Genomic DNA, 24,951 nt, shown 5'->3' with positions numbered 1-24,951 from the left:
GCATGACGGACCGGGTGGCCGTCCCCCGTCAGTGGTTGCTGGCGGGTCGGCCCTTGTGAGAGTGGGGGAGAATGCCGATGCGCACAGGGTCCGAGACCCTCATCGCCCTTGACCACGTGTCGAAGACCTACTCGGGCATCACGGTGCTTCGTGATGCGTCGATCGAGATTCGTGCTGGGGAGGTGCTCGCGCTCGTCGGTGAGAACGGCGCGGGGAAGTCGACGCTCATCAAGATCCTGTCGGGCGCCGAGCACCCCGATCCCGGAGCGCAACTCACATATTTCGGCCAGACGCACGACGCCGTCGACCCGGTACGGACGCTGCACTGGGGCGTCTCGGTCATCTACCAGGACTTGAGCCTGTTCCCGAATCTCACGGTTGCCGAGAACCTCGGATTCACCCGTGCCCGGGAGGGCCACGGGGTCTACCGGCCGTCGGCCTGGCGTTCGGCTGCCGTGGAGGTTCTCGAAAGGCTCGGCCTCGACTTCGATGTCGACGCCCCCGTCGAGACGCTGAGCTTCGGGCAGCAACAGATGCTCGCCATCGCCAGAGCGGTCGCGACCGAAGCGCGGGTGATCGTCATGGACGAGCCCACAAGTGCCCTGTCCGCGGTGGAGACCGAGATCCTCTACCGGATCGTCGACGAACTCCGGGCGGCGCAGGTCGGCATCGTCTTCATCAGCCACAAGCTTGACGAGGTGTTTCGCATCTGTGACCGGGTGATGGTCTTGCGCGACGGACAGGTGGTCACGACGGGCGGCATCCCCGACTTCACGCAGGACGATCTGATAGCAGCGATGGTGGGTCGGCGCACCGAGTACGCCGCGTCCCGGGTCGAGGGCGAGGCGGGTGAGGAGATCCTGGGCGTCGACGACCTACTGGTCGGTGGCACGACGCAGGGGGTGTCCTTCAGCGTCCGGCGCAACGAGATCGTCGCGATCACCGGCCTCGTCGGGTCCGGGCGCACCGAACTCGCGCACACCATCTTCGGCATGACACCGGCCCGCTCGGGTCGTCTGCGCGTCGACGGCAAGGAGGTCGTCATCGGGTCGCCGGCCGATGCGCTCGCCCATGGCATCGGTTACCTGCCGGAGGATCGCAGGCTCCAGGGGATCTTCGCCGGCCACTCGATCCGGACGAACGCCACCGTCGCGGCGCTCGACAGGCTGGTCGACCGGTTCCGGCGCATCGTGCCACGCAAGGAGGACGCGCTCGTCGCCCGCTACACCCGCGACCTGGACATACGCCCCGCTCTTCCGAGCGCCGACGCGAGCACCCTCAGCGGCGGCAACCAGCAGAAGGTACTGCTCGCCCGCTGGATGGCCGCCGAACCTCGCCTGCTGATCGTCGACGAACCGACCAGCGGGGTCGACATCGGCGCCAAACGCGAGATCCACCGGCTCTTACAAGGCCTCGCGGCCTCCGGGACGGGTGTGCTGGTCATCTCGTCGGAGCTGTCCGAGGTGCTTGCACTGGCCAACCGCATTCTCGTCATGCGTGGTGGACGAATCGTGGGCGAGACAACGCCCGGTGAAAGCACGCAGGAATCGATCCTGACGCTCGAGCTGCAAGGAGACCATCAGTGAATGCCACGCTCGCTGCGATCGTCCGACGACGCGAAATCGTCATCGCCGCAAGCATCGTCGTCATATCCTGCGTCGTCGCGGTCATCTCGCCGCAGTTCATGACCGTGAGCAACATCCGCAACGTGCTCACCAGCAACGCGGTCATGGCCGTGCTCGCGCTGGGCATGACGATCGTGTTGGTCCCGGCCCACATCGACGTGTCCGTCGGGGCGCAACTCGCGGTCACCGCCGTTGTCGTCGGCGACATCGTCACGGCAGCTCAGACGCAGTCCGCCATCGTGAACACGGGCACCATGCTCCTGCTGGGCGTCGTGATCGGTTGCGTTCTCGGAGCTCTGAACGGGTTGTTCGTCGCGTTGATACGTCTTCCCGCGATCATCGTCACACTCGGTACATCGAGCATCCTGCGGGGCGTCCTGTATTCGACGACCAACGGTGCCTGGACGAGCGGCGTGCCCGCATGGTTGACGTCGTCCCAGGTGGACGGGCCTGTCGGCATCCCAGGGGTACTCATCGTGGTGGCCGTGGCAACGGTTCTGCTGGCCGTGTACATGCACCGGACCACGAGCGGACGTGACGTCGTCGCTCTCGGCGGCAACCGCGAGGCGGCATTGCGATTCGGTGTCAACGTGTCCCGCGTCGATTTCCTCGTCTTCGTGATCATGGGTGCGTTCTCGGGGCTGGCCGGGGTGCTCTATCTCGTCCAGATGGGCTCCGCGCAGCCCGGCGCGGGCGTCGGCTTCGAGATGACGGCGATCGCGGCGGCCATCCTCGGAGGTGCGAGCGTCTTCGGCGGGCGCATCCACATCGGCGGCACTCTGCTCGGCGTGCTGCTCCTGGGTGTGATCCAGAACGGCCTGGTACTCAGCGGAGTGCCCGTGTACTGGCAGGACCTCGTGAGCGGCCTGATCGTCGTCGCCGCCGTGACCGCCGCGGTGATCCAGGACCGTGCCCTTCTCATGGCGCGATTGAACTCGTCCGCTACGACCAAGGAGGAACGATGAAGCGGCTTTTCTCGAGGTACCCGACGGAGTGGGTGCTGGTGGGCCTCTTCGCGCTCCTGTTCATCGTGGTGTCCGCACTGAGTCCCAGCTTCCTCACCGCGGGCAATCTGTTCCAGCTCGCCCGGCAGATGGTGGAACTCGCGATCATCACCTGCGGTATGTCCGTGGTCATCATCACGGGCGGCATCGACCTGTCGATCGGCGCACAGGTCGGGCTCGTCGCCGTCACCATGGCCGTGCTGGTCGCACACGGGTGGCCGCTGCCCGCAGCCATGCTCGCCGGGCTGCTCGTCGCCGTCGCCGCGGGCCTGATCAACGGGGCTCTCGTGGGGGTGCTCGGGGTGCCGTCCCTCGTGGCCACACTGGGCACCAGCCTCGCCTACGGCGGCGCAGCCACGGTGATGAGTGACGGACGTGCGGTCTCCAGCTTCCCCACGTCCTATTTCGTGTTCGGTCAGAGCTTCGTCGGCCCGGTTCCAGCGCAGGTTTTCCTGATGATCGCGATCGTCATCATCACGGCCTACCTCCTGACGTCCACCCGCTGGGGACGACACGTCTACCTCATCGGGGCGAACCCGGTCGCGGCCCGCTTCGCCGGCATACGCACAGCTCGCACCCTGATGGCGACGTACGTGTTCGCCGCGCTCCTCGCCTACGTCGTGGCGGTGGTGCTGTCGAGCCGCACGGCCACCGCGCGGGTCGACCTGGGCGACGCCTACGTGCTCTCGGCCATCTCGGCGGTGGTCTTCGGGGGCATCAGCATCGCGGGTGGGCGGGGCAACGTCGTCGGCGCGATTCTCGGTGTCGCGGTGTTCACCGTGATCCAGAACGGCCTGGGACTGGCCAACGTCTCGGTCTTCATCCAGACGGTGGTGATCGGATCGATCCTCATCATCGTCCTCACCGGTCGCGAGATCGCCAAGCGCGTCCGAACTTCCCGAAGGAAAACTGCGCCCGTCTTCGGCGCAATCACAACCAGCAAGGAGAGACAAGCATGATCAAACGCCTGAGAGTGGCAGCGGTCGCTGCCACCGTCGCAGCACTCGCGGTCACCGGCTGTACGACGGGAACACCGGGGGGCACCGGGGCGAGCGCGGGGTCGTCCGACGATTCCACCTACGACGTCGCCTTCATCCCGATGGTGGTCGGCGCCCCGTATTTCGAGACCGCCAACACCGCGATGCAGGAAGCCGCCGAGGAGATCGGCGGTATCAACTGGATCTATCAGGGCCCTGATACCGCCGATGCTGCCAAGCAGTCGGAGATCGTCCAGAACATGATCACTCGCGGCGTGGACGCGATCGTCATCTCGGCCGTCGACGGCACCTCCGTGGTGCCCGTGCTCCAGCAGGCGATGGACGCCGGCATCCACGTCTACACGTGGGACGTCGACACCGACCCCGACGGCCGCGAGAACTACATCGGCATCGGGAGCATGGAAGACTTCGGCGCGCATATGGTCGACTCCCTGGTCAGCCAGATGGGTGAATCGGGCCAGTACGCGGTGATCACCGGCTCGCTCAGCGCGAACCTCCTCAACGAGCGGATCGACGCGATCAAGGCATACAGCGCCGAGACCTACCCCGGCCTCGATCTGGTCAGTGTGGAGGGCGCGGACGTCGATCCCGCCAAGGCGTACACGATCGCCCAGAACCTGCTCACCGCCTACCCCGATCTCAAGGGCATCATCTCGAACAGTTCCGAGGCGGCCGTCGGCGCGGCACGCGCGGTTCAGCAGGCCGGTAAGCAGGGCCAGGTGTATGTCACCGGCATCTCGACGCCGAACGTCATGAAGCCCTACATCGCCGACGACTCCGCTCAGATCATCAACTTCTGGGATCTGGAGAAGTACGCGAAGCTCGCGGTCTACGTCACCAAGGACCTTCTGGACGGCAAGACCTACTCCGAGGGGACGGTCTCCGGTTACGACGGGTACGACCAGTTGACCTACTCGGGCGATGTGCTCCTGTTCAACGAGTTCCTCGACTTCACGGCCGACAACATCGACGAGTACGACTACTGAGCTGTTCGCACAGTCCATGGGTCGGTGCCCGGCAGGCCTAGTGCCGGGCACCGACAGGAAGGAATCATGGCAGATCTGGTCATCGGTCTCGACGTGGGAACATCGGGCACCAAGACAGTCCTCATGGCCGACGACGGCACAGCACTGGCGTCGGCGTCCTGGCACTACGCCATCGACCGGCGCTCGCCGGTCGAGGTGGAGCAGGACGCGGAGGACTGGTGGACGGCGATCGTACGGTCGGTGCGCGCGGTGACCGACGGCATCGACCCCGCCCGAATCGGTGCACTGGCGATGTCAGTTCAGGGTGGCACGTTGGTCAACGCCGATCGCGACGGGAATCCGCTCGCCCCGGCGCGATCGTGGCTCGACTCGCGTGCCGCCGCTGCCGCACAGGCGCTGGACGCGCGCTTCGGTGCCCACGGCTTCTACGAGCGCACGGGCTGGAAGCTCGGCCCCCGATACAACGCGGCGCAGATCGCCGACATGCGCAGCCACGACCACGATCTGTTCGCGGCGACCGGCCTGTTCTTGTCCACGCATGATTTCCTCGCGATGAGGCTCACCGGGCGTCCGTGCCTCGACCGCAACAGCGCGGGCATCACGCAACTGACGAATGCCGCCGAACGCCGTTACGACCCCGACATCCTCGAGGCCATCGGCATCGACGAGTCCGTGTTACCGGGGCTCGTGGACCCTGGCGAGGCCATCGGCACCCTCACGCCCCGCGCGGCAGCCGATCTCGGATTGCCGCGGGACGTCGTGGTGGTCGCCGGGGGCCATGACCAGTACTGTGCCGCGCTCGGCGCCGGGGCACTCGACGCGTCGACCCTCGTCCTGTCGACCGGCACGGCCTGGGTCGTCCTCGGTGCCTCGGCGGTGCCGCTGCCCGACCCGAGAGAGAACCTGTCCTTCAGCGACCACGTGCTTCCCGGGCTGTGGGGCGCATTCTGCTCGCTGCTCAACGGCGGCTCGTCCCTGGAGTGGGTTCGCGGCCTGTGGGGGACGAGCGGCGAACCGCTGTCGTTCGACGCCGTCACCCAGGACGTGCTCGCCACCCCCGCGGGTTCCGACGGCCTCATGCTCGTGCCACACTTCGGGGCGACCGTCCCTGTATGGGACGAGCGGTCGCGCGGAGGCTTCGTGGGTATGGATCTCACCCACGAGCGCAGGCACTTCGTCCGCGCCACACTCGAGGGCATCTGTTACGAGGCGGCGACGCTCGTCGCTCTGCACCGCGGCGTCAATCCGCAGGTCAGCGCCGTGCGCGTGATGGGCGGAGCCACCCAGAGCCCGGTGTGGCCGCGGATCATCGCCGACGTACTGGGCGAGCCGATCGACGTGCTGCGAGAGCCCGACGCGGCCTGCCGAGGTGCGGCGATGCTCGCCGCAGCAGCCGATCCCGCGCGTATCGGGGAATGCTGTCTGCGCATGATGCCGGGCTCGACCCGGCTGGAACCAGGCCCCGACTCGGCTTTCTACCAGGACGCGGTGCCCCGGCGCGCCGCTTTCGTCTCGAGCCTGGACGCTGCCCAGCGTCAGGCGTCCACCCCGGAGAGGAACTGATCGATGGCCGTGCCCGAGATCACCGAAACCGACATACGGTTCTACGACCGATACCTGCGCGATGCGCTCCCTGAGCGGATGATGGACGGCCACGCACATGTGTGGTATGCCGACGACGTCCTGCCGGAAGGCTCGTATCCACCCCGTCGTTCGGCGGCGTGGGCCGCGCGGATCGCAGCGACCAACCCCTTGGCCGACCTTCTGGAGACCTATCGGCGTATGTTCCCGGCGCAGTCGGTCACCCCCGCCATCTTCGGCAACATCGACACCAGTACCGACGTGGACGCGAACAACGACCATGTGAGCGCAGACGCCCATGCACACAGGCTTCCGGCGTTGGCTGTCACGCGGCCCACCTGGGACGCCGCGGAGTTCGAGCGGCGGATCGATGCCGGTGGATTCGCAGGATGCAAGCCCTACCTGAACTTCGCGGACCCTTCGATCCCGAAGGACGACATCGAGATCTTCGACTTCCTGCCCCGGCATCAACTCGAGGTGGCGGATCGGCGCGGTTGGGTCGTCATGCTGCACGTCCCGCGACCGGGCAGGCTCGGTGATCCGGTCAACCTTGCCCAGCTCATGCAGATCGACCGGGACTATCCCGGTGCGCAGGTCATCGTCACCCACATCGGTCGCGCCTACGCATTGGCGGACGTCGGCGACGCCATGGCCACCCTCGAAAGGAGCGAGCACCTGCTCTTCGACATCACCGCGAACACGAACTCCGACGTCATGCGCCTGCTGCTCGCCGCCGTCGACCCATCCCGGGTGATGTTCGGGTCGGACCTCCCGATCTTCGGGCTGCGGGGTCACCGAGTGGTCGAGGACGGCCGCTACGTGAACGTCGTGCCCCGCGGGCTGTACGGCGACGTGAGCGACGATCCCTCGATGCGGGAGACCGACGATGCGGGAAGCCTGACGATGATGCTCTATGAAGAGGTTGCCGCGTTCCTGGACGCGGCGGAGTCGGCCGGGCTCGGCCACGACGAGGTGACCGCCGTCTTCTGGGACAACGCCGCCCGAACGTACGGGCCGGTCGCCGCGACCTGGACGGCACGCCCATGACCCGGCATGTGCGGGCGCCCTTCTTCGAGATCGGGGTGAAGAACTACCTGTATGGCGATGCCGTGCTGGAACTGGCGCGTGTCGCGGACGAGGAGGCGGGCCGCTACGACGTGGACGTGCTGTTCATCGCGCCGCTCGTCGAACTCCGGCGGGTCTGTGAACACACGAGTCGGCTGATCGTCCTCGCCCCGCACATGGACCTGATCGATCCCGGACGCGGGCTGTCCAAGATCCTGCCCGAGTCGGTGAGGGCGGTGGGGGCGGCCGGAGTGGTCATGAATCACATCGAGGACCCCATGTCCATCGGCATGCTCCGTCGATCGATCGAGCGGGCCCGGGAACTCGGCCTGCTCTCGTTCGTGTGTGCCGACAGCATCGAGGAAGCTGAGGCGTTGGCCCGGTTCCGTCCTGATGTCATCAACCCCGAGCCCAGCGACCGCATCGGGACCTCGGGCGGCGTCCCCCTCGGCTTCGCTGCGGATTCGACGCGGGCCGTACATGCGGTGAGCCCGCAAACGCTCGTCGAACAAGCCGCGGGTATCACCTCGCCCGAGGACGTCCACGCGCTGATCGCCTCCGGCGCCGACGGCGTCGGCGTCGCCTCCGGCATCGTGGCTGCTCCCGACCCCGTGCGCGCGGCTCGGGACATGATCGGCGCGCTCGCGCATGCGAGAGACCAAAGGATCGCGGGAACGGTTCCCGCGTCAGAAAGGAATGCGTGCCATGGCGACTAGGCGCTCTACCGTGAAGATCACCTCCGTCGGTGGGCGGCCCTCGTTCCACAGGATCACCGACGAGGTACGCGCGTTCATCGCGGAGTCCGGCATCAACGACGGGGTGTGTGTCGTCTCGACCCACCACACGACCTGCTCTGTCATGACGCAGGAAGACTCGATCGATCTCACCTACAACGGGCTCGAGTATCTTCAGCAGGATCTGTGGGACGTCTTCGAGCAACTCATCCCGACAACGCGCGCCGAGGGACAGTACCGGCATCCGGGGCCCGAGCTGACGGAGTTCTCGCGCGAGCACGGTGAGTCGAAGCCCGAGACCCTCAACACCGACGCCCATCTGCGATCGGTCTTCATCGGCAGGAGCGAGACGCTGCCGGTCGTCGATGGGACGCTCGACCTCGGCTCGTTCGGGCACATCTACTTCATCGACTTCGATCACACCCGCCCACGCGAGCGGGAGGTCTCCATCACCGTGATGGGCGATTGACAAGCTGATATTCAGAGGAACAGGGGAACAATGACGACAGTGCACGAGCATTTCACGATCCAGTCCGACCGCCGGGTGACCTTCGACGACGTCACCGACAGGGTCGTTCAGGCGGTGAAGGCCAGTGAGATGGCCGACGGCTTGGTGACGGTGTATTCGCAGCACACGACGTGCAGTGTGCTCATCCAGGAGCAGTCGGACGACGTCAACTACTGGGGCACCCAGTTCGTCCTGCAGGACATGGTGAACGGGCTCTCGCAGATCTTCCCCACCTGCACGACCGAGGGGGACTACTTGCACCCGGGGCCGGAGCACATCCGCATCGCTCAGGCCGAGCGTGCGGAGGAGCCCGTCTGGAGCCTCAACACCGACGCGCACCTGCGGTCGGTGCTCCTCGGGCGTTCTGTGGTCATCCCGCTGGTGGGCCACCAGCTTGAGCTGGGCGAGTTCGGCAGGATCTATTTCGCCGACTTCGACCAGGTTCGCGCGCGTCAGCGCACGGTGAGGGTTGCGATCGTCGGCTAGGGCGGTCGGGGGATTGCCGCGGAACCTGCCCCGCGGCCAGGATCGGCCGCTAGCGCGAATGGAGCACGAGATTGGCGATCAGGTTGTCGAGCCTGCGCACGTCGATACCTTTCCCGAGCTTCACCTTGATGTGGCCGACACGAGTCCACATCTCCAGTTCGGAATTCCAGTCGAGCGTGCCGGCGTTTTCCGACGACCACATGTCGATCCGTGAGTACGGCAGTGAGTAGATCTCGATCTTCTTTCCCATCATGCCCTGGGCGTCGCGGACGATCAGGCGCATGTTGGTGAAGATCGCGGTGTCGCGGAAGGTGCGGTAGGCGGCCACGGGCTGCTCGCCCTGGGCGAGCAGCGGCTGCACGTCCTGCGGAATCGGGCATTCGGCTACTAGCGTCCAGGCGAGAATCTCTGATGTCTCCATTGCTGGCTCCTCGGATCACGGCGCGAGGGAGGTTCCGCTCGCGGTGCCTCGTCTGTGAGGCACGAGATACGGTATCCACCGGCCAGGACAAAAGCGTGCTGACCCTGTTCACCGGCCCGGACGGCAGGTATCTCGGTGCCGCGACCCTGTCCGTTTGCTTGCCGCGCCGTGATGGTGGCGACGGTGGGGCGGATACCCGCCTTCCGAGCACAATCCTGCCTGACAGCGTGCTTTCCACCCGAGTAGCGGGTCGTCGCGGACCAGGAGACGGCGAGCATGCGTGACTGAGTTCCTTCAATTCGGTGGAACTACCGCGCCAATGAGGTGTTTTGCCTAGTCGGCGCCGAGGCTGACGCAAATTCAAGGAACTGTGTCACGCCGTCGGCCGGCAACCCTGATCGGCGGAGCGGGAGAGGCTGACGGCAAGGGCCCGATCGGCATGCGGTGTGGCTGCGCCGGACCGGCAAGCTCGTGCGAGCCTGTCATGTGTGCTCGCGGGTGCCCGGGGATCCTGATTCCCACTCGCTGGCAACGAGGAAGCGCCAAAGAGTTGATCTCGGCAGAACCGAGGCGTCCGGGGCGGTGCGTAAGCCGAGCGCCGGCGGTGCTGAACCGCGCTGTCGGCTGCAATCGACCCCGGACTCACTCGAAGGCGATCGCACGTTCCTTCGATCACTACATGGGAGTGCCATGAAGCTGCCTGCCGAAGGTGCCCATAACGATTGCTCCGATTCGTCTGACGAATGCGGGGTACGCCATCGGGTCTTCGAAGTCGAGATCGCTATGCCGGTCTGCTCGACCGTCTCGGCCAGTGATCGAGTACCTAGCCCTGGACGATCTGCTCGCGTTGGTCGGCGACCTGGGCGTCGGACCGATCCGCGACATCGGGCTCCTCGACTCCGCCGTGCACCGACCTCGAGTCAGTGTGTTCGGCGATGATGCGTATCCCGGCCTCGATGACAAAGCAGCGGTTCTTCTCGAGTCCTTGGTCCGCAATCACGCCCTGATCGACGGCGACAAACGCCTCGGCTGGCTTGTGACTGTTGTCTTCTACGGTCTGAACGGCGTCTGTCTCGACGCTCCCGACGACGATGCTTACGACGTGGTCGTGGCGATGGCCAGCGGAAACATCGCCTATCAAGAGGCGGCCATGCAGTTGGCCCAGTGGCATCAGGCCTGACGTGGCCCGATAGCGCCCGCGGAGGGCCCCCCGCCGAACCGCGCCGGTCACCTCATCTGAGCGGGACGGTCGCACTCTGCGACCCCTGCTGCACGCGCAGCTCGGGTTCGCGCGTGGCGCTGGTCGAGATCGTGACCTCCAGCCCCGACGTGCCGGCGACGCCCGCGGCGGACATCGCTGCCTGCTGTGTGGCGGCGAGGCCGGAGGCGGTCAACCCGTCGAGCGGGATGGCTGCCTCGGTTCCGGTGGCCCAGCATGCCCAGGTCAGGGCGCTGCCGTCCTTGGCGATGACGAGGGCCGGCCTGCACCCGTTGGTCGCCGAGTCGTCCGCCAGCCGGAGCGAGACGTCGTCCTCGTCGATCTGGAGCTGGGCGATGGTGGTGCTCGGATCGAGGGTCGCCACCTGGTCGAGAACCGTCTGCCAGGTCTGCTCGATCGAGGCACCGGAGTGATCGGGGAGCGGATCGCCGTTGAGCAGCACGCTGGTCGGCTCGGTCGTGAGCAGGCCACTGAAGGAGTCGTCCCCGCATCGCAGCTCGGCGGCGAAGGCGGTGGGCGTGATCGCCTCCACGTCCACCCGGTATCCGGCGGTCTGACACTGCGCGGAGAGGGTCTCGACCTGCTGCTGGATCGCCGCGCCGTCCACACTGTCGAAGGACACTGCGGGCCCGCTTGTGCTGACGGCGGTCGTCGGCTCGACGCCGTCGAGGAGATGCCAGAGTTTGAGGTCCGATCCGTCGAGGGCGTACGCGTCGAGATCCTCGGGGCCGACGCTGACCTTGGAGAACCCGTCTGCGGCCTCGGCGAGCTGCGCCAGCCGTTCTGCCACCAGGGACGACGGCTCCGGGGCGTCCGGGGGCGACTGTGTGCAGGCGCCGAGTACGAGCGTCATGGCCAGAGCCACCGCCCCCAGGACGATCGGACGCCGTGTCATTCGTCCAGCAGCTTCTGCAGTTCGTTCGCCTGCTGCGCGTTGAGGTCCTCGCCCGCGACGTAGGTGCGGATGGTGTCGTCCAGGATCTCCGAGATCTCCTTCGTGGCGGCCTTGCCGCGGACCAGAGCCTTGTCCTTGATGTGGTCGGCCAGGCTGTTCAGCCCGGACGCGGTGGTCGCCATGAAACCGGGGAACTGGTGGAACATCGTCTCGATGGCCGGTGCCGCCTCGGCCTGGTCGACCGGGGCCGTGAAGTCACCCGACAGGTCCGACCAGTGTGTGATGTGGTCCTTGAAGTACTGGGTCTGGAACGTGAGGTCGTAGTAGGACGTCTCACCCGCGCCCTTCTTGGACGACAACGGGGCCGGCTCGGGCCAGCCCACCTCGCCCTGGCCGCTGGGTTCGCTGAGGCGGTTGATGGTGTTCTTCTGCTCCTCGGTCTGGAGGATGTCGGACACCGCGGAATTGAGCGTGGACACCACGGCCTTGATCTCGTCCACCTGCAACTGCTGGAACTGGGTCACCTTTGTGCCGATCTCGCCCACGATCTGGATGACCGACGTGATGCTCCACTTGTCCGGCGCCCAGTCCTGGGCGACGAGCCCGGCGTAGTACTCGTTCTGGTCACCCTGCAACTCCGCGAAGACGATGAGGTGGTCGCCGAGAGTCTCGACGAAGTTCCCGTCCCGCGTGAGCATGGTCTCGATGCTAGTGGCTGTCGTCTCGTGGGCGTCGTGCTGGATGGCGAGGTTGTCCTCGTACGTACTGAAGGCCGAGGGGCTGCGCCAGCCGTCGATGTCGCCGGAGGTCGGCACCTGGCTGGCGCGGCTCGGGAAGATCAGCCGCGAGACCAGCGAGGAGACACCGACCCACCCCGACATGTGGCTGGCGATGCTGGCCACCGAGTCACGCATGTGGCCGGCGTCGAACTCGAACTTCTCGTCGGCGCCGTCGACGATGCCCTGGGTGTCGGCCAGCGCATCCAGGGCCTCCTGCTGACGAGGGTGATCGACGATCTCCTCCGTGATCGCTCCGCCGCCGGTCCAGATGAGCGCCTTCTCCCACCACGAGTACGGGTCGTCGCGGTACTCCACACTCGGGTTCGAATAGCTGCCCGACCAGTGGACGGTGTACTTGTACTGCCTCAGCTGCCCGATCGTGGACTTGATCGTCGCCAGGAGGCCGGCGCCCATCTCGGCGAGATCCTCGTAGCTGTCCACCAGGTCGTTGCAGGTCTGCTCGATCGCCTTGGTGGCGTCGTATGCGTCGCTCACGTCCGCCCCCTCACGCTCTCGCGAAATCGCGGACGCGGGCCCGCTCGTCTCGGAGGGCCGCCAACTCGTCCGAACCGGGGTCGGCGGCCACCAGGTCGACCCCGTCGAGCACCCGCAGTATTGCTTCCATGATCGAGTTCGTCGCGGTCCGGGACGCCCATGTGGGGTTGAGCAGGATCCTGTCGAAGCGACCGGCCGAGAAGCGCACGTCCACGTTCTGCCCTTCGGGCGCGGGACCCGGGCTCGCCTCTCCCCGGAACTCTCCTCGCACCGCCCGCCGGCTGAACTCGAGTGCCCGACGGCTGTAGGCCCGATGCATCGCCATGTACTCACGCAGCTCGTTGACCGACATGTGGCGGACGCGGGGACGCTGCGGGTCGGTGTCGTCCGACGGCTCCTGCTGCGGCATCGCGGCCTTGATCGCCTGCGAGATCGCCTCGGCGAGTTCCTCGGGAGTTCCGTGATCCTTCCAGCGCGTATTGATCAGCAACCGCTGCACCCGGTTGTCCTCGACCTCGACTTCCACCTTGTCCCGGAGAGACATCCGAGCCACCTCTCGTCCAGCTGACCGGTATTTGCCCGTGATCGTATCGACGGCGGGGGTCAGAGCCCCTGGGCCGCCTTCCCCGGGGCGGTGTGGCCGCCGATCGGGGCAGTTGGCGGTGGCGACACCGCTCGGGTGGGCACCAGCCCGCAGGTGGGCGTGACTCAGTTCCTTCAATTCGGGAGAATCGCCGAAGGAAGGGAGCGTTTCGCCTAGTCGAGGATGGGGCGGCCGCAGATTGAAGGAACTGAGTCACGCCCTCGGCGGACAACCCGGTGCACGCGGAGGAAAAGACCGGCGTCGGCCGGCTTGGCAGCCGTGGCGATCGTGCCGAAGGGGCTGCCGATCGCCGCGATCGTCTTCTTCGTCTTCTTGTGCGCCGCACCCTTCGCGTGCGGCGCATAGCGTTGTGCTGTCGGCCGACGATCGGGATCGACAGAACGGGGAGACGAATGCCAAGGCCTCATCGCCACGACGTGCGGCTGCGCTGGACCGGCAACCTGGGTACGGGAACCTCGTCGTATCGCGCCTACTCCCGTGATCTCGAGATCGACGCCGGGCAGGCGCCGACGTTGCCGGGCTCGTCGGCACCCGCTTTCCGCGGCGACCCCGCGCGATGGAATCCCGAGCAACTGTTCGTCGCCGCGCTGGCGCAGTGCCACATGCTGTGGTACCTGCACCTCGCCGCCGACGCGGGGATCGTGGTGCTCGACTACGTCGACGACGCGTCGGGAGAATTGGCGATGGATCCCGACCACAGCGGTGGCGGGGAGTTCGCCTCCGTCACCCTCCGGCCCACCGTGACCATCATGGCCGGGAACGACGCAGGGCTCGCGCTGGAACTACATGATCGCGTCGGCCCACTCTGCCTCATCGCCAGGTCCGTCCGGACTCCGGTCCACCACGAGCCGACCATCCGTCTCGCCGAACAGGCCGAATAGTGGGCGGCCCGGCGTGCCCCTGGCCGCTCGTCAGCGGGCGGGCGTACCGAGGAAATCGACGAGCAGGGCAGTGAGCGCCAGGCGCTGATCCGTGAACGAGTGGGTCGTGTCGAGCACCTGGGTGGTGGGGGCGCCCCCGGCGCTGCGAAGCGCCCGGACGAGCGGCTCGTGGTGCATGTCCGGGGGAGCGACCGTGTCGCGCTCGCCCGCGACGAGCAGCACCCGACGATCCCTCAGCCGGGGTGCGAGCGCGCGCAGGCTCCATGCGTCCCCGGCGGCCTCGATCTCGCTGATGAGAGCCTCGCCGTTCGTACCGGAGAGCACGGCCGTGTCCTCGTGCCACAGGTCGACGTAGGCATTCCGGGTCTCCGGGGAGGCTCGGAACTGTTCGGCGGCGGCACCGAAGTCGAAGCCCGCGATCGACGCCACCGAGGCGATGCCCGGGCGGGCCGCGGCGGTCATGAGCGCGAGGAAACCGCCGAGACTGTTGCCGGCCACGGCCACCTGGGTGGGATCGAGGTTGTACCGCTCTGCGAATTCGTGGTCGCCGAGCAGGTCGGTGGCTGCTGCCGCGTCCTCGATCGCGTGGGCCCAGGACCAATCGCCCGGCATGCCCCAGTTCCCGTGGTAGTGGGGCACGAACACCGCCCAGCCCACCCGGGCGAGCGCGTAGGCGATGTCGCCGTTGTTCTCCCAGCCGGGGAAGCCGTGGAAGAGCGCCACGGAGGGATGAGGTCGGTTGCCACCCGGCGTGTAGAGCAGCCCGTGCAGGGTCGCGGAACCGCTAGGGAAGACGACGTGCTGGGTCTCCGCGCCGGGGGCGTCCGTGAGCCAATCCACCATGACAACGGATGGTACGTGTGAACGAGGGGACCGATCCGAGTGTTCGACGGATGGTCGGCGCGCTTTTCCGACGTTTCCACTGGTCGCGGGCGGCGGTCGGCCGCATGCGGCCGGGATCGTGGAAGGATCGTCACGCCCTCATCCCGCCTTGCGCGCATCGTCACCGCCGAGCAGTCCGAGTGTGACCGCCTTCGCGAGCGCCTCCTCCCGGGACGAGACGTCCAACTTGCGATACAGGGTACGAAGCTGCGACTTCACCGTGTTCGGCGAAGTGAACAGCCGCTCGGCGAGCTCCGCGCGGCTTCCTGTCTCGGTGAGCTCCTGCAGCACCAGCCGTTCCCGTGGGGTGAGAGCCACATGCGCGGCTCCGCGCGGCGTCGCGGGCACCAGCGAGGGAATCGATGAGAAGACTTCGGCGAGACGGTTCCGGTCGGCGGCATCGACCTCCGCGAGCATCCGTTCGCGTTCTGCCGAACCGAGCAACGCCAGTGGCCAGCGCAGCTCGTCCGCGGAGAGGATGGCCAGCACCCGTCCGCTCAATGTGGCCGGGTCCAGGTCGGCGGCGCCCCGGTGCGCGGCGGCCAGCCCTGCGACGGCCACGAGCATTCGGTCCAGCGCGGTGACGGGCCGGGACTCGGCGGCGGCGAGCGAGGCGACGCCCGCGGCGTCCTGGCCGGCCAGCGTGAGATGCAGACTCTCCAGTGCCTTCGTCTGCGCTGCGACCGGTGAGTTGCGCCGCACCGATGCGCCCAGGAAACTCGAGCCGGTCACCAGCGCGAGCAATCGGCTGGTCACCGACGCCCGGTCGACCACCGAAGGCGGCGTCCGCCGGTTGGTGCGATCACGGACGGTCGTGTTGAACCATGCCTCGGCCGCGGCCCCGCGTCCTGCCAGCGTGTCGGCGAGCGCCAATGGGGACGCGATCAACTCCCAGTGCTCGATCGCGTCGAAATGCGGGCGCAGCACGGCGAGTTCGGCCGTCGCGTCGGGGAACCGGCCCTCGTTGATCGCCACCCATGCCTCGGCGATGTTGCGCATCGCCCCGTGGTAGCCGTTCAGCCAGCTCTCCGGCCACGCCTCCGGATCGATGAGCGCCAGGAGCTCCCGTGCATCGCGCACGCACCCGGTGAAGGCCGCCATCGCGGCGAGATCCGCATGGCTCCGGTTGGCCTGGGGAGCCCACCCCTGTTGTCTGGCCAGCACCCGGCTGCGCTGGAGCACCTCCTCCGCCGAGGCCACGCCCTCGGCATAGAACAGGGAGTAGCCGGCTTGTACCAGAACGGTCGATGTGGTCTGCGCGAGTTCGTCCAGCACGTGATCGGCGTCGCGTTCGACGACCTTGGCCGCCTTGCGGGCGGCGTGCGCGGCGGCGTTCTGCTGGCCCAACAACCGCATGGCCGCCGATTCCTGCACCCACAGCACGGCGCGCTCACCCGGCGTCAGCTTTGAGCCTCGCGCCCTCGACATGACGGCTGCCGAGGCGAAGTACTCCAGCGCCTGCAGTTGGCTGCCCCGCTGCGCGTTGAGCATCAGTCCCCGGTACATGGCGAGGATCGGGTGGAGGTGGACGCGTGCCACCGGCAGCTCCTCCACCAGCGCCGCGATCCGCTGACCGCTGTCCCAGGTCAGTTGGGCGAACACCCGGGCGAGCAGGGTGGACGCGTGGTCGAGATCCTCGGCTCGCAGGGCGTACTCCAGGGCGGTGAAGGTGTCGTCCTGCTCGGCGAGCCAGCGGGAGACCTCGGACAGCGTCGCCCGCACGGCTTCCGGCGCCCGGCGCTTCGAGTCGAGGGACGCTGCGGTGGCCCGGACATGGTCGCTGTACCGGAACACGGTGCGGCCACGCGAACTCGTCCAGTGCCCCGCCCCGCCGCGCTCGGCCCGCGCGAGAAGGTCGGCCGCTGATTCCTCCTGGGTCAGGGTCCGCGCCAGGGCCTCGTCGAAATAGGGTGCCTGGGCGGTGATCTCGAGGAAGCGGAGCATCGCCGGATCGGGGACCCGCCGGGAGAACTCCCGCTGCACGGCCGGTCGCAGCACGTGCCGGAGCCGTTCCGACGAGATCCGCTGACCGGGCTCGGTGGAGTTCCTCAGCAGTGCGAGCAGGTAGCGCAGGATCATCGGCAGCGTCGAGTCGGGTGCGTCGAGCAGCGCGGCTCGCGCCTCGGGTTCCAGGTCCAGGTGGCTGGCGTCCACGATCGCGGCCTGTTCGTCCCTCGTCAGCGCGAGGTGGTCGTCGGTCAGGATGCGCATCGGCAGACTGATCTGCACCAGTGGGTCCTCCAACGAGGTGGGGGAGCGTCCGATGGCCACCACGCGAAGATCGGACGTGGCGCGCAACCCCGTCACCAGGTCGGTGACGACCTCGTCCCAGAAATCACCGGGCGGGCCGAAGTCGTCCAATACCAGCAGCAGCCCCTCGCCGCACCGGGTCAGCAACCGGCGGACGGCCGCGTCGACGTCGCTGCCGGAGCCGTTCAGGGCGATGCTGTCGCGCTGGTAGTCGCGATCGCGAACCAGGCCGAGGGCGTGGAACTCGTCCAGCACCTGCAGCCAGTAGCTCGCCCGTGAGGACGCCGAGGGCTCCGTGGTCACCCAGGCGACCCTGATCGCCGGCGGATCGAGGCGGTCGAGGCCACCGGAACGCAACCACTGTGCGACCAGCGCCGTCTTCCCGGTGCCGCCCCGGCCGCGCAGGACGACGAGGGCTGCGTCGGTCGACAGCTGGTCGAGCAGGCGCCGGCGGGGGATGGTGCCGGGTGGGAGACGCGGCACGCCCGCCATCGGATCCGGCCGCGGGAACTCCGGTCCGCTGACCTCGTCCGACATCGGCTCACACCCCCATGTGACGACCGGCCCGCGCACGCCTCGTGCCCGGTGGTCTCCTCCTGCGAGTCAGGCTACGCCGCTCCACCGGGATCGGTCGTGTACGCCGTGCTGGTTTCCGGGCATCGGCCGATGAGGCAGGCCGGTGATCCACGCGTCGTGGGCCCGGCCGTCTCGATCCGTTCGCTCGGACGAATCGCCGGGTCTACGCCCTGCTCCGTGCACATCGACACGCCCGAGCAAGCGCTTTCCAGGGCTTCGACGGGCGTGTCGATGTGCGTGAATCAGGGTTGGGCCGCCTCGCCCGGACGGTCTATCGGGACGATCCGGCATCCGCCGGCTGATCGGCACGGCGGCGCGAGTCGAGGACGCCTCCCATGTGGGCCGTCGCCCAGTCCTCCAGCGCCTTCAAGGGCTCGCGAAGCGTTGTGCCCAGTTCCGTGAGCTCGTATTCGACCCTCGGCGGCACCTCGGGATAGGCCGTGCGCGTGACGAGTCCGTCGCGTTCCAGCGCACGGAGCGTCTGGGTCAGCATCTTCTGCGAGACGCCGTCGACGCGATGCGCGATCTCGGAGAAACGACGGGGCCCGTCGCCGAGAGCGCCGATCACGAGCACGGTCCATCGATCGCCGATGCGGTCGAGCAACTGCCGCGTCGGGCAGTCGCGAACGTACGGGTTCCACTGTTGACCGCCCACCGCGTCCCCCTCGCCGGTTGCCCGCTCACTTACTTCCTGGTGACCAGGTCACCAGGAAGTGCCTACTTCCGTTTGGTGACTGGCTCTCCTATGGTAACTAATGGACGTCGGAGGGGAAAGCCCCGGTCCGGAGCAGGACTACGAACACGACGCAGGACCACGAACACAAGGAGTTTCACATGGCAAACATCACCGTCCTCGGTGGCACCGGGTACGCAGGCCGCAACCTCGTCACGGTCGCGGCCGGCAAGGGGCATTCCGTCGTCTCCTACAGCCGGAAGGTGCCGGAGACCCCGGTAGCGGGCGTCGAGTACCGCACGGGGAACGTCCTCGACGACGCGGTGCTCGCGGCCGCGGTGGACGGGGCCGACGTCGTGGTCTCGGCGTTGTCGCCACGCGGGGCGCTGGAGGGTGCCGGGACGCTGCGTGCCGTCGAGAAGAAGGTCGCTGATCTGGCCCGCGACAAGGGAATCCGCTTCGGCGTGGTCGGTGGCGCGGGGTCGCTGCTGGTGGCCGACGGTGGGCCGCGGGTGGTCGACACCGAGGGCTTCCCCGACGAGTTCAGGCCCGAGGCAGCCGAGCTGGCGGGCGTCCTCGACGACCTTCGGGTCAGTGACGAGGCTCTCGACTGGTTCTTCGTGAGCCCCGCCGGTGGGTTCGGGGCATGGGTGCCCGGCGAGGCCACCGGGACCTTCCGCGTCGGCGGCGACGTCCTCCTCGTCGACGAGAACGGGCAGTCGAACATCTCCGGGGCCGATCTCGCCCTCGCGATCGTGGACGAGGTCGAGCATCCGGCGCACCGTCGTGCACGGTTCACCGTCGCCTACTGAGGTGTCTCCGTGCTGACACCGTCGTGGCCGGAATCGCTCCAGGGCGCCCGGCCGCGACAGGTCGGTGGTGACAGATCCGACGCGGGCGGTGCAGGCGACCGCCTACGCTGGAGACCCGTTCGCCGGAAGGAGACGCGATGTCGCGCATCATGATCATCGGTGGCCACGGCAAGGTGGCCCTACGCCTGGCGCCGTTGCTCGTCGCGAGGGGCGACGAGGTCGCGGCCGTCGTCCGCAACCCCGCACACGCAGCCGACGTCGCGGCGACCGGGGCGCGTCCCGTGGTCGCCGACGTCGAGGGTCTCGACGTGGACGGCCTCACCGACCTCGTCGGTGGGTACGACGCCGTCGTGTGGTCGGCGGGAGCCGGCGGTGGCGACCCGGCACGCACCTACGCGGTCGACCGTGACGCGGCCATCCGCTCGATGGACGCGGCACGCGCGGCCGGCGTCCTCCGCTACGTCATGGTGTCCTACATCGGCTCGCGGCGCGACCACGGAGTGCCCCCGGCCGACTCGTTCTTCCCGTACGCCGAGGCCAAGGCCGCCGCGGACGAGCACCTGCGATCGTCCGGCCTGGACTGGACGATCCTCGCCCCCGGCCCCCTCACGCTGGACGAGCCGACCGGGCTCATCGAGGTGGGCGAGGATCTCGGCGACGGACGCGTGTCGCGTGGGGACGTCGCCGGGGTCGTGGCGGCGGTGCTCGCCGACGACTCGACGATCGGGCGGACGCTGCCCTTCGGCAACGGGCGGACGCCGATCGCGCAGGCCGTCCGCGGCTGACGAGCGACACCGGGTCGCGAGAACCCCGGAGGGTCTCGCGACCTTCCGCAGTGCCGTGATAGCGAACCGCCGGGCGCCGCGCGCAGGCCCAGGCAGGCACTGGTGGAACCTCCCATTCGGCAGGCGCGCGTCGTAGCGTCGGGGCATGGACCACCACACCGAGGTACGGGAGTTCCTCATGTCGCGCCGGGCGCGGCTGTCACCCGAGCGTGCCGGGCTGCCCGCCTACGGGGGCCATCGCCGGGTCCCCGGCCTGCGCCGGGAGGAGGTCGCCTTGCTCGCGGGGGTGAGCGTCGACTACTACACGCGCCTGGAACGCGGCAACCTGCGGGGCGTCTCCGACAGCGTCCTGGAGGCGTTGGCGCAGGCGCTCCAGTTCGACGAGGCCGAACGGGGTCATCTGTTCGATCTCGCCCGCACGGCGAACGAGCGTGGGACGAGTTCTGTGTCCTCGCGCCCGCGGGCGGCGGCATCGGTGCGGCCCGTGATCCAGCGCATCCTCGACTCGATGGTCGGCACGGCGGCGTTCGTCCGCAACGACCGGCTCGACGTCCTCGGGGCGAATCTCCTCGGTGAGGCCCTCTATGCCCCGATGTACCGCGACCCGGCCCGTCCGGTGAACCATGCCCGATTCTGCTTCCTCGACCCCGCGGCGCACGAGTTCTGGGGCGACTGGGACAAGGCCGCCTGGGACACCGTCGCGATCCTGCGCACCGAGGCCGGCCGGGCCCCGCACGACAGGCAACTGACCGCGCTGATCGGCGAGCTCTCCACGCGCAGCGAGGACTTCCGCCGGCTGTGGGCGTCCCACGACGTCAAATACCACCGCACGGGAGTCAAGGTGTTCAACCACCCGGTGGTCGGTCGTCTGGAACTGGCCTTCGAGGCGCTCGGCCTGTCGGCCGACACCGGGTTGACGATCCTCGCCTACAACCCCGAGCCCAACACGCCCTCGGCGGATGCCTTCGCGCTCCTCGCGAGTTGGGCGGCGACGCAGTGGGACGCGGCGGCGGCCGGTCAGCTCGGCGAGTGAGGCGGTCGGAAGGCCCGCTCATGCCGGACGGGCGGGCCACCCGCGGGAGGCAGGCCCTGCTGGTACCCGGAAGATCAGCCACTCCCGCACCCCTGTGATCCGGCGTGTGATGGGCCTCGACCGGATACCACGGACCACGGGCTCGGGTCGTCCGGCCATGGCATCGGGCGACGAACGACCACGAGCCCCAGGGTGCTTGTCGCCCGCCGACACCGGACAGGACAGGAGAACTCATGACAGCCAACGACACCGCGCGCCGCAACCATGACGAGCTTTTCCCGAACCATCGCTCGACCTTGTCACAGACCGATCCGGAGCTCATCGCCTACTTCGACGACTTCGCCTTCGACGAGGTGCTGCGGCATGGTGACCTGCCGCGGTCCACCCGCCTGATGACCCAGCTCGCGGCGCTGATCGGCATGGGGGCCCTGGGCGAGTTCCGGGTGATGCTGTCCGCCGCGCTCACGGCCGGTGTCACCCCTGTGCAGGTCAAGGAGATCGTGTACCAGGCAGTTCCCTACGCGGGCATGGGCAGGGTCGTCGACTTCGTCCATGCGGTCAACGAGGAACTCGTCCGGCGCGGTGTGCCGTTGCCGCTTCCCAGCCAGTCGACGACGACGCCGCAGACGCGTCTTGAGCAGGGCAGGAGGGTCCAGGGCGAGATCATCGGCGCCGAGGTCCTCGAATCCCTCTATGCCGGTTCCCCGGCGGACGAACTCCACATACAGCGGTTCCTGTCGGGCAACTGCTTCGGCGATCACTACACCCGCACCGGGCTCGACATCCCGACTCGCGAGTTGTTGACTCTGTCGATCCTCGTGGCGCAGGGGGGCTGCGAGCCGCAGGTACGGGGCCACGTGCGCGCCAACCTGAATGTCGGCAACGGCCGGGAGACCTTGATCGACGTGGTGACCCAGCTGCTGCCCTACATCGGATACCCGCGCACGCTCAATGCCCTCAGAGCGATCGACGACATCGTTCCACCCGAACCACAAGGAGAGACAAGCGACATGGCACGTAATGAGGACGTCAAGGACGGGGTCGTCTTCCCTGCGGGGGAGCCCAACGACCGGTTCGCCCGGTACTTCACGGGCGCGAGTTACCTGCAGACGCTCGTGGGCGATCCGCGCTTCGACGTGTCGGTGGGCAACGTGACGTTCGAGCCGGGCTGCCGCAACAACTGGCACATCCATCACGACGGGTATCAGCTGCTGCTGGTCACCGGCGGCGAGGGCTGGTTCCAGGAGGCGGGGGAATCCGCTCGGCCGCTGAGGCCCGGGGACGTCGTCGAGATCGCCGACGGGGTGAAGCACTGGCACGGCGCGGCGAAGGACAGCTGGTTCTCCCATATCGCGATCACCAAGGGGACGAGCGAGTGGCTCGAACCCGTCAGTGACGAGGAGTATGCCGCTCTCGGCTGATCAGGGTTCCAGCGAGACCCGGGCTCGGGGGAGAGCGGTAGGTTTGAAAACTATACCGACTGGTCGGTACTGTTTCAGACCATGACCCTTCGTCCCCACTCCGCATCCGTGCTGTCCGGGAGGCGCCGGTGGGCGGCGTTGGCCGTCCTCGGCGCCGCCGTGCTGCTGCTCGCCATCGACGGCACCGTGCTGTCGCTGGCCGTGCCGGCGCTCACCGCCGACCTCGGCCCCACGGCCGAACAGGTGCTGTGGATCGGCGACATCTACTCCCTGGCACTGGCCGGGTTGCTGGTGTTGATGGGTAACCTCGCCGACCGGCTCGGACGCAAGCGGGTGCTGCTGCTGGGCTCGGTGGGATTCGGGCTCGCCTCCCTGGTGGCCGCCTTCTCGACCTCCGCCGAGATGCTGATCGCCGCCCGGCTGCTGCTGGGCGCGGCCGGCGCGACACTGATGCCTTCCACGCTGTCCCTCATCCGCAACATGTTCCCGGACGACGCCGAGCGCACCAGGGCGATCGCCATCTGGTCGATGGCCTTCGGTGCCGGCTCGGCCATCGGGCCCCTGATCGGCGGCTTCCTGCTGGAGCACTTCTGGTGGGGATCGGTGTTCCTCATCAACGTGCCGGTGATGGTACTCGTCGTGGCCTCGGGCATCGTCCTGCTCCCGGAGTCGCGGCACCCGGAGCCGGGGCGTTTCGACGCCGTGTCCGCAGGGCTGTCCATGGTCGCCGTCGTGCCCGTCGTGTACGCCATCACCCACATCGTCGGCTCGGGGCTCACCCCGCTGATCGCCGGTTGTGTGGTCGTCGGCGCCGGCAGCGGGGTGCTGTTCGTCCGGCGGCAGAGGAGGTTGCCGAATCCCATGCTGGACGTGGACCTGTTCCGGCGTCCGGCCTTCTCCGGGGCGGTGGCCGCGAACGTGGTCGCGATCTTCGCGCTCAGTGGGCTGCTGTTCTTCTTCTCCCAGTACCTCCAGTTCGCCCGCGGTTTCAGCCCCCTTCAAGCGGGCATGGCCGAGTTGCCGTCCACCATCGCGTCTGTCGTGGTGGTTGCCTTGATCGGGTTCCTGCTGCGGCGACTGGGGCGGGGCCGGGCCATCGCGCTGGGCCTGGCGATGGCAGGAACGGGGTTGGCCCTCATCGCGATCGCCGAGAGCGCGGACGCCTACGTGTGGCTGGGCCTGTGCCTGGCGCTCATCGGCTTCGGCATCGGGCTGGCCTCGACGCTGACAGGGGACGCCATCATCTCGGCGGCGCCCGCCGACAGGGCCGGAGCGGTCTCGGCGATCACCGAGACTGCCCAGGAACTCGGTGTGGTGCTCGGCATCGCCGTGCTCGGCTCCTTCCTGTCGGCCAGGTACCGGAACAACGTCTCGGCGTCCATCCCGGACGGGATCGATCCCGGGGTCGGCGCCCAGGTGCGGGACTCGCTCGGCTCGGCCCTCAACGTGCTGGAGCCCGGCTCGGCGCTGGCGGAGGCGGCGCGCGCGGCGTTCGTCGCGGCCATGCAGTCCACCACGGTGGTCGCCGCCGTCCTCACCTTCGGTGCCGTCGTCATCGCCTGGCGGCTGATTCCCTCGCACCGCGCGTCCGACGGCCGCTAGCGTTGCCGGGAGGACACGCCGACACCGAGGAGGGGGAGCCGTGGGACGTACCGTGGGCCGATCGGCCGAGGACACCCGGCGACTGCTGCTCGACGCGGCGGGCGAGGTCATCCGCAACCGGGGCGTCCACGCATCCCTGGACGATGTGGCCCGCCTGGCCGGAGTCTCCAAGGGAGGGCTGATCTATCACTTCGCGAGCAAGGACGAACTGCTCCTCGAACTCGCCCGCGACCTGCTGCAGTCGTTTCGCTCCGACATCGTCTCCCAACTCGACCCCGACGACACCATGCCGGGCCGACTGACCCGCGCCTACGTCCGGGCGTTGTTCACCCCGGCCGAGGACGAAGCCGCCGCCCGGAAGGCGCTCGCGCTCATCACCCAGCTCATGACCATTCCCGCGGTCGCCGAACTGGCGCGACTCGATGCCGAGGAGCTCCGGAGGGAGTTGGACGCCGACGGTCTGCCGACTGATGTCCTCGTCCTGGTGACCGCAGCCGCCGACGGTGTCGACAGCGCGCCGCTGTGGGGTGCCTCGGCCGACGGGCCGGAGTACCGCAGACTGGGGGATCGCCTGATCGAGCTCACCCGCCGGCCCGAGTTGTGGAACGGGCTGCCCTGGGGCGAGGGCTGACCCGG

24 protein-coding genes are annotated in these 24,951 nt (G+C 68.1%); 17 read left to right on the top strand and 7 right to left on the bottom strand.

Annotated features, from left to right (window positions below):
- The first annotated feature begins 77 nt into the window (after window positions 1-77).
- The 9 genes from FB473_RS13040 to FB473_RS13000 all read left to right on the top strand — a co-directional run bounded on the left by FB473_RS13040 (window position 78) and on the right by FB473_RS13000 (window position 8,987).
- Entirely contained in the window at window positions 78-1,586 is a 1,509-nt protein-coding gene (locus FB473_RS13040) for a sugar ABC transporter ATP-binding protein (RefSeq protein WP_167168507.1), read from the top strand.
- Window positions 1,583-2,590 carry an ABC transporter permease subunit gene (locus FB473_RS13035; RefSeq protein ID WP_167168505.1) on the top strand — a complete coding sequence of 336 codons (1,008 nt, stop codon included), beginning with the start codon at window positions 1,583-1,585 and terminating at the stop codon, window positions 2,588-2,590. Before FB473_RS13040 ends, FB473_RS13035 begins: the two co-directional genes overlap by 4 nt.
- Window positions 2,587-3,588 (top strand): ABC transporter permease, encoded by a 1,002-nt coding sequence (locus FB473_RS13030; RefSeq protein ID WP_167168503.1) that lies wholly within the window; start codon window positions 2,587-2,589, stop codon window positions 3,586-3,588. The genes FB473_RS13035 and FB473_RS13030 overlap by 4 nt, the downstream gene beginning before the upstream one ends.
- Window positions 3,585-4,613 carry an autoinducer 2 ABC transporter substrate-binding protein gene (locus FB473_RS13025; RefSeq protein ID WP_167168502.1) on the top strand — a complete coding sequence of 343 codons (1,029 nt, stop codon included), beginning with the start codon at window positions 3,585-3,587 and terminating at the stop codon, window positions 4,611-4,613. Before FB473_RS13030 ends, FB473_RS13025 begins: the two co-directional genes overlap by 4 nt.
- Window positions 4,614-4,679: 66 nt before the next feature.
- Window positions 4,680-6,176, top strand: coding sequence for a xylulokinase (locus tag FB473_RS13020; protein WP_167168501.1), 1,497 nt, complete (start codon window positions 4,680-4,682; stop codon window positions 6,174-6,176).
- 3 nt (window positions 6,177-6,179) lie between these two features.
- Window positions 6,180-7,241 carry an amidohydrolase family protein gene (locus tag FB473_RS13015; protein ID WP_167168500.1) on the top strand — a complete coding sequence of 354 codons (1,062 nt, stop codon included), beginning with the start codon at window positions 6,180-6,182 and terminating at the stop codon, window positions 7,239-7,241.
- Entirely contained in the window at window positions 7,238-7,975 is a 738-nt protein-coding gene (locus FB473_RS13010) for a triose-phosphate isomerase (RefSeq protein WP_167168499.1), read from the top strand. The genes FB473_RS13015 and FB473_RS13010 overlap by 4 nt, the downstream gene beginning before the upstream one ends.
- Window positions 7,976-7,985: 10 nt before the next feature.
- Window positions 7,986-8,462 carry a secondary thiamine-phosphate synthase enzyme YjbQ gene (locus FB473_RS13005; protein WP_208390562.1) on the top strand — a complete coding sequence of 159 codons (477 nt, stop codon included), beginning with the start codon at window positions 7,986-7,988 and terminating at the stop codon, window positions 8,460-8,462.
- 30 nt (window positions 8,463-8,492) lie between these two features.
- On the top strand, window positions 8,493-8,987 hold the full coding sequence (locus FB473_RS13000) for a secondary thiamine-phosphate synthase enzyme YjbQ (RefSeq protein ID WP_167168497.1): 495 nt from the start codon (window positions 8,493-8,495) through the stop codon (window positions 8,985-8,987).
- A 49-nt stretch (window positions 8,988-9,036) separates the two neighbouring features.
- Here FB473_RS13000 and FB473_RS12995 read toward each other — a convergent pair whose 3' ends face one another.
- Window positions 9,037-9,408 carry a PH domain-containing protein gene (locus FB473_RS12995; protein ID WP_167168496.1) on the bottom strand — a complete coding sequence of 124 codons (372 nt, stop codon included), beginning with the start codon at window positions 9,406-9,408 and terminating at the stop codon, window positions 9,037-9,039.
- Between the two features lie 811 nt (window positions 9,409-10,219).
- Here FB473_RS12995 and FB473_RS12990 point away from each other — a divergent pair.
- Window positions 10,220-10,588, top strand: a complete 369-nt coding sequence (locus FB473_RS12990; protein ID WP_167168493.1) for a Fic family protein — start codon at window positions 10,220-10,222, stop codon at window positions 10,586-10,588.
- Window positions 10,589-10,640: 52 nt separating this feature from the next.
- Here FB473_RS12990 and FB473_RS12985 read toward each other — a convergent pair whose 3' ends face one another.
- Genes FB473_RS12985 through FB473_RS12975 form a run of 3 tightly spaced genes read right to left on the bottom strand, consistent with a single transcriptional unit; the run spans window position 10,641 to window position 13,340 of the window.
- Complete coding sequence (locus tag FB473_RS12985) at window positions 10,641-11,522, bottom strand: hypothetical protein (protein WP_167168490.1); 882 nt, start codon at window positions 11,520-11,522, stop codon at window positions 10,641-10,643.
- Complete coding sequence (locus tag FB473_RS12980; RefSeq protein ID WP_167168487.1) at window positions 11,519-12,796, bottom strand: hypothetical protein; 1,278 nt, start codon at window positions 12,794-12,796, stop codon at window positions 11,519-11,521. The genes FB473_RS12985 and FB473_RS12980 overlap by 4 nt, the downstream gene beginning before the upstream one ends.
- Before the next feature lie 10 nt (window positions 12,797-12,806).
- Window positions 12,807-13,340: a hypothetical protein gene (locus FB473_RS12975; RefSeq protein WP_167168484.1), complete on the bottom strand. Its 534-nt coding sequence runs from the start codon at window positions 13,338-13,340 to the stop codon at window positions 12,807-12,809.
- A 452-nt stretch (window positions 13,341-13,792) separates the two neighbouring features.
- Between FB473_RS12975 and FB473_RS12970 the strand changes: the two genes are divergently transcribed.
- Window positions 13,793-14,281: an OsmC family protein gene (locus tag FB473_RS12970; protein ID WP_167168482.1), complete on the top strand. Its 489-nt coding sequence runs from the start codon at window positions 13,793-13,795 to the stop codon at window positions 14,279-14,281.
- Window positions 14,282-14,311: 30 nt separating this feature from the next.
- Here the strand turns inward: FB473_RS12970 and FB473_RS12965 are convergent, their stop codons facing one another.
- The 3 genes from FB473_RS12965 to FB473_RS12955 form a co-directional block, all read right to left on the bottom strand.
- Window positions 14,312-15,124, bottom strand: coding sequence for an alpha/beta hydrolase family protein (locus FB473_RS12965; RefSeq protein ID WP_167168479.1), 813 nt, complete (start codon window positions 15,122-15,124; stop codon window positions 14,312-14,314).
- 138 nt (window positions 15,125-15,262) lie between these two features.
- Window positions 15,263-17,950, bottom strand: a complete 2,688-nt coding sequence (locus FB473_RS12960; protein WP_167168476.1) for a helix-turn-helix transcriptional regulator — start codon at window positions 17,948-17,950, stop codon at window positions 15,263-15,265.
- 310 nt (window positions 17,951-18,260) lie between these two features.
- Entirely contained in the window at window positions 18,261-18,644 is a 384-nt protein-coding gene (locus FB473_RS12955; protein ID WP_167168473.1) for a winged helix-turn-helix transcriptional regulator, read from the bottom strand.
- Between the two features lie 179 nt (window positions 18,645-18,823).
- Between FB473_RS12955 and FB473_RS12950 the strand changes: the two genes are divergently transcribed.
- From FB473_RS12950 to FB473_RS12920, 6 genes are all read left to right on the top strand, one after another.
- Window positions 18,824-19,474 carry an NAD(P)-dependent oxidoreductase gene (locus FB473_RS12950; protein ID WP_167168470.1) on the top strand — a complete coding sequence of 217 codons (651 nt, stop codon included), beginning with the start codon at window positions 18,824-18,826 and terminating at the stop codon, window positions 19,472-19,474.
- 137 nt (window positions 19,475-19,611) lie between these two features.
- On the top strand, window positions 19,612-20,259 hold the full coding sequence (locus FB473_RS12945) for an SDR family oxidoreductase (RefSeq protein ID WP_167168467.1): 648 nt from the start codon (window positions 19,612-19,614) through the stop codon (window positions 20,257-20,259).
- Window positions 20,260-20,404: 145 nt separating this feature from the next.
- The gene (locus FB473_RS12940; RefSeq protein WP_167168465.1) at window positions 20,405-21,292 is read left to right on the top strand and encodes a helix-turn-helix transcriptional regulator; all 888 of its coding nucleotides are present in this window, start codon (window positions 20,405-20,407) and stop codon (window positions 21,290-21,292) included.
- A 233-nt stretch (window positions 21,293-21,525) separates the two neighbouring features.
- Entirely contained in the window at window positions 21,526-22,713 is a 1,188-nt protein-coding gene (locus FB473_RS18055; RefSeq protein WP_243863566.1) for a carboxymuconolactone decarboxylase family protein, read from the top strand.
- An 81-nt stretch (window positions 22,714-22,794) separates the two neighbouring features.
- Window positions 22,795-24,315 (top strand): MFS transporter, encoded by a 1,521-nt coding sequence (locus tag FB473_RS12925; RefSeq protein ID WP_167168462.1) that lies wholly within the window; start codon window positions 22,795-22,797, stop codon window positions 24,313-24,315.
- Window positions 24,316-24,355: 40 nt separating this feature from the next.
- Window positions 24,356-24,946, top strand: coding sequence for a TetR/AcrR family transcriptional regulator (locus FB473_RS12920; protein ID WP_167168459.1), 591 nt, complete (start codon window positions 24,356-24,358; stop codon window positions 24,944-24,946).
- Window positions 24,947-24,951: the final 5 nt, after the last annotated feature.

The sequence above is a fragment of the Brooklawnia cerclae genome (genome assembly GCF_011758645.1).
Lineage (GTDB): Bacteria > Actinomycetota > Actinomycetes > Propionibacteriales > Propionibacteriaceae > Brooklawnia > Brooklawnia cerclae.
This window is presented reverse-complemented; position numbering and strand designations above follow the sequence as displayed.